4 protein-coding genes are annotated in these 3,639 nt (G+C 65.7%); all 4 read right to left on the bottom strand.

Annotation, left to right across the window (positions count from 1 at the left end; translation table 11 throughout):
* A partial coding sequence (locus ACOJTB_RS10045) for an ATP-binding cassette domain-containing protein (protein ID WP_420102386.1) occupies positions 1–270 on the bottom strand: 270 nt, incomplete at its 3' end.
* Between the two features lie 2 nt (positions 271–272).
* Positions 273–1,112: an ABC transporter permease gene (locus ACOJTB_RS10040; RefSeq protein WP_420102385.1), complete on the bottom strand. Its 840-nt coding sequence runs from the start codon at positions 1,110–1,112 to the stop codon at positions 273–275.
* A 142-nt stretch (positions 1,113–1,254) separates the two neighbouring features.
* Positions 1,255–2,490 carry a metal-dependent hydrolase family protein gene (locus tag ACOJTB_RS10035; RefSeq protein ID WP_420102384.1) on the bottom strand — a complete coding sequence of 412 codons (1,236 nt, stop codon included), beginning with the start codon at positions 2,488–2,490 and terminating at the stop codon, positions 1,255–1,257.
* 92 nt (positions 2,491–2,582) lie between these two features.
* Positions 2,583–3,639 (bottom strand): metal-dependent hydrolase family protein (locus ACOJTB_RS10030; RefSeq protein WP_420102383.1); only part of this gene is annotated, 1,057 nt, incomplete at its 5' end.

Here is a 3,639-nt window from a genome sequence, read left to right as displayed (position 1 = left end):
CATATGCGGAAACAGCGCATAGCTCTGGAAGACGAGGCCGCAATGGCGCTTCCAGGGCGGCAGATAGGTCACATCCCGCTCGCCGATGGTGATCTGCCCGGCCGAGGGGGGCACGAATCCCGCGATCATGCGCAAGGTCGTGGTCTTGCCGCAGCCGGACGGCCCCAGCAGCACGAGGAACTCGCCATCCGCGACGGCGATGTCGACATCGTCGACCACCGTCAGATCGCCATAGCTCTTCTTCAGATGCGAGATCGAGAGCCGCGCCATCTCTATACCACCCGGCTCAGTTTGACGTAGCGATCGGTCACGATCATTGCCGCGCCGATCAGGATGATCTGGATCAGCGAGGCCGCGGCCACGGTCGGATCGATCTTCCATTCGAGATATTGCAGGATCGCGATCGGCAGGGTCGTGCGCCCCGGCCCGACGAGGAATAGGCTCATCTCCAGATTGCCGAAGGAGGTGACAAAGCCGAACAGCGAGGCCGCCACCAGCCCGGGCCGAATGCTCGGCAGTGTCACCCGCCAGAAGGTCCGGACCGGCCCTGCACCGAGGTTCTGCGCCGCCTCCTCGATCGAGCGGTCGAAGCCGGCCAGGCTCGCCGTCACCAGCCGAACCACCCAGGGAATGACCACGAGCGTATGCGCGGCGATCAGCCCGCCGAGCGAGCCCATCACCGGGATCTGCGTGCCGATCTCGACCTCGATCTGGAAGACATAGGTCGCGGTGCCCAGCACGATGCCCGGCATCACCAGCGGCAACAGCAGCAGGGTCGAGATCCCCCCTCCCAACGGGATGCGATGGCGCACCAGAGCGAGACTCGCCGGCACCCCGAGCGCGAGCCCGATCAGCGTGGAGGCGACAGCGACCTGGAGACTGAGGCCGAAACCGTCGATGAAGGCCTTGTTGTTCGCCGCCGCCTTGAACCATTGCAGCGAGTAGCCCTCGGGCGGGAAGGACGGGATTTCCTGCCGGAAGAAGGCGAGCCAAGTCACGAAGATCAGCGGCAGCAGAATGAATCCGAGCGAGAGCCCCGCAGCCCCGTTCAGCGCATAGCGTCCCAGGCGCAGCGAAACCGCGCTCACCGCGCCGCCCCGCAGCACAGGCATGGCGCTGCTCCCTTGCCGATCACGCTCGCCACAATCGCCAAAACCCGATCCTTCCGTATCGTGAAGCTGCGGCTCGATTTACAAACAGTCAAGCCGGTTTCTTATCCATGGCCTGACCAAGAGACAGGCAGATACGTTCGTTTCAATGCAGGGCGGTCTTGTGGAAGATGCCGCCCTTCATGATCGCCGCCAGATGCTTCCCCTGTTCCTGGAAAAGCCCGAGATCCTTCAGCGGATCGCCATCGACGAGGATGAGATCGGCGAAGGCACCGGCCTGCAGCGTGCCGAGTTTGCCCTCCATGCGCAGGATTTGGGCACCGACCGTCGTCGCCGAGCGGATGATGTCGATGGCGGAGAGCACCTCGCGGCGCAGCAGGAACTCGCGCGACTGCTCGACCTGCAACTGGCCGAGCAGATCGGACCCATAGGCCACCGGCACGCCGGCGCGCTTGCAGATCTCCAGGGAGCGCAAGCCCCCGTCGATGACGAGGTCGTTCTTGGCGAGCATGTCGCCGGTCATGCCGAACTCGGCCGCCCGCTCCTTCATCGCGTAATAGGCGACGAGATTGGCGGTCAGGAACATGTTGTTCTCAGCCATGAGCTTGGCCGAGGCGTCGTCGATCAGATTGCCGTGCTCGATGGCGCGCACCCCGCATTCCGCCGCCCGCGTGATCGCCTCCGGCGTATAGGCATGAGCGCAGACATAGCGCCCGAAGGCCTTCGCCTCCTCGACGGCCGCCTTCACCTCGTCCACGCTGAACTGCATCGAATCCAGCGGATCGTAAGGCGAGGCGACACCGCCCGACATCATGATCTTGATATGGTCGGCGCCGAGCCGCATCTGCTCGCGCGCCGATTTGCGGACGGAGGACACGCCGTCCGAGATGTTCATCGTATAAGCCATGGCGTTGCAGCAATGGCAGCGCGCGCCGAAATCGGTGCGCCGGCGCGGATCGCTATGGCCACCGGTCGGGCCGATCGCGGCGCCGGCGATGAACAGGCGCGGCCCTGCGACGTCGCCCTTCTCCACCGCTTCCTTGATGCCCCAATCGGCGCCGCCGGTGTCGCGGACCGAGGTGAAGCCGCGATCGAGCATGCCTTTCATCAGCCGGACGGCGCGCGCCGTCATCAGCGTCAGCGGCATGCTCTCCATGGTGCGGATATAGACCTCGGAGAGGAAGACATGGACATGGCTGTCGATCAGCCCGGGCATCAGCGTGCGTCCGCCACAGTCGATCACATCGGCACTCGCGGACGTGATCGGCCTGTCCGAGAGCTCGCGGATCGTGTCGCCTTCGACCAGCAATGCGTAGCCGCCGCGCAATTCGCCGAATTCCGGCTCGAGCAAAGCGAAGTTCTTGAAGTGCAAAGCCGTCATGATCCGCCTCCCCCAGCCGGCCACGCGAACCGCCTGTCGCTTCGTGATATATTACGCACGCCGCAGCAAGCCTGTCGACGGCCTTGCGCCGCTCAGTTCAGGCTGGAGCGCTTGACGAACTCGCCGCCCTTCATGATCAGCGGCATGTGCCGGCCCTGACGGGTCAGCAGCGACAGATCCTGAAGCGGATCGCCGTCGACCACCACGAGGTCGGCATAGGCGCCCGGCGCCACCACGCCGATCTTGCCTTCGAGCTTCAGCAGCTTCGCGGCGACCGAAGTCGCGGAGGCGATGACCTGCTGCGCCGGCAGCGCCTGCCCGCGAATGACGAATTCCTCCGACTGGTAGCGGTGCATCTCGCCGAGCAGGTCGCTGCCATAAGCCATCGCCAGCCCGGCCTTCTGCATGATGCGCAGGGACTCCATGCCGGCCGCGCGCACGACATCGACCTTGGCCACCGAATCCGGCGGGAAGCCGAGCCCCGGCCCGTCCGAAACCAGCTTGTCATAGGTCACGAGCGTCGGGACCGCGACGGCGCCCTTGCTCGCGGCGAGCTTCGCCGTCTCGGCCTGGATCAGGTTGCAATGCTCCAGCGAATGCACGCCGGCCTCGACACAACGGCGGATCGCCTCGTCGGTATAGACATGCGCCGAGACATAGGTGCCCGCCATCCGGGCCTCCTCGACGATCGCTTCCAGCTCGCTCACCGAAAAGCCGAGGAAATGGATCGGGTCGGTCGGCGAGGCGCAGCCGCCATTGGCCATGATCTTGATGAAGTCGGCCCCGCCCTTCAGCTCCTCGCGCGCGGCGCGGCGCACATCCGGCACGCCGTCGCAGATGCGCCCGAGTGCGCCGAGCCGATGGCGCTCGATCACGCTCGGCCGATCATCGTAGCGGCCGCGGAAATCGGCATGCCCCCCGGTCTGGCTCAGCGCCTTGCCGGAGATGACGAGCCGCGGCGTCGGGAAATGCCCCTCTTCCGTCGCCTGCTTCAGGCCGAAATCGGCGCCGCCGACATCGCGCACCGTGGTGAAGCCGCGCATCAGCATCTCGCGCATGATGACGAAGGAGCGCGCCGTCACCAGCGAATCCGGCAGGCGGGCATTGGCGCCGAGATCGGCGACGCCGGCCACGACATGGACATGTGCG

Source organism: Allobosea sp. (assembly GCF_048595345.1).
Lineage (GTDB): Bacteria > Pseudomonadota > Alphaproteobacteria > Rhizobiales > Beijerinckiaceae > Allobosea.
This window is presented reverse-complemented; position numbering and strand designations above follow the sequence as displayed.